Annotated in this window: 5 protein-coding genes and 1 pseudogene; 2 read left to right on the forward strand and 4 right to left on the reverse strand. The window is 64.4% G+C overall.

Features of this window, described 5'->3' with window-relative positions; genetic code table 11:
• The 4 genes and pseudogenes from AUC71_RS10920 to AUC71_RS10935 form a co-directional block, all read right to left on the reverse strand.
• Positions 1 to 332 (reverse strand): annotated as a pseudogene (locus AUC71_RS10920) (TetR/AcrR family transcriptional regulator); the annotation flags it as partial.
• A gap of 83 nt (positions 333 to 415) precedes the next feature.
• Positions 416 to 1,234, reverse strand: coding sequence for a pyrroline-5-carboxylate reductase (gene proC, locus AUC71_RS10925; RefSeq protein WP_069624291.1), 819 nt, complete (start codon positions 1,232 to 1,234; stop codon positions 416 to 418).
• Positions 1,231 to 1,728: a type III secretion system chaperone family protein gene (locus AUC71_RS10930; protein WP_069624292.1), complete on the reverse strand. Its 498-nt coding sequence runs from the start codon at positions 1,726 to 1,728 to the stop codon at positions 1,231 to 1,233. The genes proC and AUC71_RS10930 overlap by 4 nt, the downstream gene beginning before the upstream one ends.
• 191 nt (positions 1,729 to 1,919) lie before the next feature.
• The gene (locus AUC71_RS10935) at positions 1,920 to 2,192 is read right to left on the reverse strand and encodes an accessory factor UbiK family protein (RefSeq protein ID WP_069624293.1); all 273 of its coding nucleotides are present in this window, start codon (positions 2,190 to 2,192) and stop codon (positions 1,920 to 1,922) included.
• A gap of 159 nt (positions 2,193 to 2,351) precedes the next feature.
• On the opposite strand from AUC71_RS10935, the gene lgt reads away from it, so the two are divergent.
• Positions 2,352 to 3,179: a prolipoprotein diacylglyceryl transferase gene (gene lgt, locus AUC71_RS10940; RefSeq protein ID WP_069624294.1), complete on the forward strand. Its 828-nt coding sequence runs from the start codon at positions 2,352 to 2,354 to the stop codon at positions 3,177 to 3,179.
• A partial coding sequence (locus tag AUC71_RS10945; protein ID WP_244500915.1) for an SAM-dependent methyltransferase occupies positions 3,134 to 3,667 on the forward strand: 534 nt, incomplete at its 3' end. The genes lgt and AUC71_RS10945, both read left to right, overlap by 46 nt.

The raw sequence follows: 3,667 nt of genomic DNA on the forward strand, positions 1-3,667 counted from the left end.
GGTCGGCAGCGCAAATAGCAGGCAATGCGCTTCAGCGCGGGCTTGTACGGGCTCATCACCTCGAACCGCGTCATCAGCGTGTCGAACACACGGTCGCGCACGCTTCCCTCCGCGCTCCCGGGCTTGGTTTTGGCCAGCACCTCGGCGTCGACCTCGGCCTGGAAGGCGCGCAAGATATCGCTCTTGCAGGCGAACTCGCGCCTGAGATCGGCGAGATCGAGCCCCGCCTGCTTAGCGATATCGACGAGCGTGACGTCGCCCCAATCGCGTGACTGCGCCAGCTCCAGCGCGGCCCGCACCGCTTTGTTACGTTTGGAGAAATCTTCGAACATGACCGTACTCCTTGGGTACCTTTACCCAGGAAGATAGGCTCTCTTGGTGGCCATCTAAAGACCGGTCACGCGATCCAAAAGCCCTAAGACGAAAGCTCCCGGGAGCGCTTGGCCGCCGCGGCGACGGCGCGGGAGAGCAGAGTCTTCATCCGCTCCTCATCCATCAGCACCTCCAACGCGGCCGCCGTGGTGCCGCCGGGCGAGGTCACGTTCTTTCGCAGCGTGGCGGCGTCTTCATCTGACTGTGCCAGAAGCGCGCCCGCCGGCGACCGTCGCTCGCGCAGCTGCCTGGCGTGTTCCGGCGACAACCCCGCATCGATGCCCGCTTGCTCGAGACATTCGGCGAGCAGAAACACATAGGCCGGTCCGCTGCCTGACACCGCGGTCACCGGATCGAGCAGCGCCTCGTCCTCAACCCAGACCACATCGCCGACGGCGGAGAGCAGTGCATCGCATTCGCGCCTCTGCTCTGCCGTGACATTGGCGTTGGCGATACACACGGTGATGCCCTGCCCGACCGAAGCAGGCGTGTTCGGCATGGCCCGCACTACCGCGACGGTGTCCGGCAGATAGCGCGACAGGCTTTCCAGTGTGCGCCCCGCGGCGATCGACAGGACCACCGTCGTCTCGCCGACCATAGGCTCGACCTCGGGCAGAAGCTTCTCGGCTACGTTTGGCTTCACCGCGATCAAGATAACCGCAGGCGGCGCCGGCAATTCCGGCGCGTCGTTCGCCACGATGCCGTGGCGCGCGGCGAACGCGCCCATCGCCTCAGACAGCGCGGGATCCTGGATAAAGACCGTGGCCGGGTCGAGGCCCTGCTTGAGCCATCCCTCGAGCAGCGCCCCGCCCATCTTGCCCGCACCGATCAGTAGCAGCGGGCCGGCGAGGCGGAGTGTCATGCGTTTCCTTGCGTCTCGAGCATGGTGGCGGCAAGCGCCTGTTCGGCCGACCTGCCCGCCCACATCACGAACTGGAAAGACTGATAATAGCGCTCGCAAGCCTCGAGCGCCGCTTTTAACAGCCCCTCGCATTGCCCCGCATGGGTATCGGCCCCGGCGAGCAGGAGCCCATTGCGGTAGAGCAGCATACCGTCCTGTTGCCAAAGGTCGAAATGGCCGAGCCAAAGCTGCTCGTTGATCTGCGCCAACAGCCGGTGAACCTCGGTGAGCCGCTCCTTGGTCACCCGGAAATCGAAGGCGCAGGCCAAATGTAGCGCCTCCAGATCCTCGCGCCAGGTCAACGAGATATGGTAGTCGCACCACGTCCCCGCGACCGACAGGGTCAGCTCATCCGGCGCGCTGCGCTCGAAACTCCAGTCGTGGATGGTGGCAATCTGCTCCACCATGTCCACCGGGTTCGTGAAATGATCGAAAGTCGCTTGCATTGAAGCCATGCGTGTCCTCTGGGCCTTTTCAGGGGTCCGCGCACTCAAAACTGCCGCCGCGAATCAGTAGATGAATCAGTTATATAACGGGGAGTCTGCGAGTAGAACGCAGGCAGAGTCCGCTAAGCGCGAATTGCTGTGGATGGCGTGAAAAAGCTGTGGATTACGTGGAAACTCGACTCGACTCTCAATGGCCGCGCCTAGGAGCCCTTCTTGGACTTACCCTTCGCGGCCTTGGACTCCAGCGCGGCGAGGCGCTCCTTGAGAAGCTCGTTCTCTTCGCGCGCTTTCTGGGCCATCGCCTTGACCGCCTCGAACTCCTCGCGCTGCACCACGTCGAGTTCGCGCAACACGCGCTCCGCTTGCGCACGCACCACGCCTTCGACCTCCTTGCGCACGCCGTCGGCGGCGCCGGCCGCGTCGGTTAGGAGCTTGCCGAGCTCGTCGAAAAACCGTCCGCTGGTCTGCGTCATGGCCCATGGTCTCCAGAAAGCGTGAAGCCAAACTGTCACTTGAGGCGACTATTGCGTGGCACGCTGGCCGAGGCAAGCCGCCCGCCCCTGAGGCCAAGCGCGCCTTGACAGTGCCGTACCGGCGGTCAAGGGTCGCCCCGTCTTTCGACCCGAGGCGTGATGCAGCTTTTCGTTCTTCCCTACCCAGTCATCGACCCTGTCGCCATCGAGTTCGGCCCCGTTTCCGTGCGGTGGTACGGGCTCGCCTATATGGCCGGCATCCTGCTCGGCTGGCTCTATGGCCGCTATCTCGTGTCGCGCCCTGCGCTGTGGGGCGGCAAGCCGCCGATGACCGTGGGCCAGGCCGACGACTTTCTGCTGTGGATCACGCTCGGCATCATCGTCGGCGGGCGTCTCGGTTTCGTGCTGTTCTACGAGCCGAGCTTCTTCTGGCAGAACCCCGCGGAGATCCCTGCGGTGTGGAACGGCGGCATGGCCTTCCATGGCGGCCTGCTCGGCGTCGTCATCGCGGTCGCCGTGTTCTCTTGGATCAAGAAGATCAATCCACTATCGCTGGGCGACGTGGCCTCGGCCGCCACACCGTTCGGCCTGTTCTTCGGCCGCCTCGCCAATTTCATCAACTCCGAGGTGGTGGGCCGCCCGACCGACGTGCCCTGGGCCATGGTGTTCCCCGGGGTGGACGGTGAGCCGCGCCATCCGAGCCAGCTCTACGAAGCAGCCCTCGAGGGCGTCGTCCTGTTCATTATCTTGCGCATCGCCACGCACTATTTCAAAGCGCTGACGCGGCCCGGCACCGTGTTCGGCCTGTTCCTCATCTTCTACGGCATCTTCCGCAGCCTCGTTGAGGAATTCGCGCGAGAGCCGCATCCCGGCCATCCCCTGGACGTCGGCATTTTGACACCAGGCATGGTCTATTCCATCCCCATGGTCTTGATCGGTGCATGGCTCATCTGGCGGGCAAGACGAAAGCCGGCCTTGGCTGCGTGATGGCCGCCGCGCGGAAGCCGCACAGCCTGAACAGCACGCTGCTCACAGCAAGGCTGAAAGAGCGCATCGCCCGCAAGGGCCCCATCAGCGTCGCCGCTTATATGGAAGCCTGTCTCGCCGACACGGACGCAGGTTACTACCCTTCGCGACAGCCCATCGGCACGGACGGCGACTTCATCACCGCGCCGGAAGTGAGCCAGGTCTTCGGCGAGCTTCTCGGGCTCTGGGCCGTCTCCTTATGGCAATCCATGGGCGCGCCGAAGCCTATCGTGGTCGCTGAGTTGGGGCCCGGCCGGGGCACGCTCATGGCGGACGCCATGCGCGCCTGGCGCAGCGTGCCGGACTTTTTGGCGAACGTCACTGTCGCGCTGATCGAGACAAGCCCCGTGCTGCGCGAGGTCCAACAGACGGCGCTCTACGGGTCCGACGCGCCGATCTCATGGTGCAAGCGCTTGGAAGACGCGCCTCAAGGTCCATTGATCGTGATC

It is taken from the genome of Methyloceanibacter marginalis, assembly GCF_001723295.1.
Classification (GTDB): Bacteria; Pseudomonadota; Alphaproteobacteria; order Rhizobiales; family Methyloligellaceae; genus Methyloceanibacter; species Methyloceanibacter marginalis.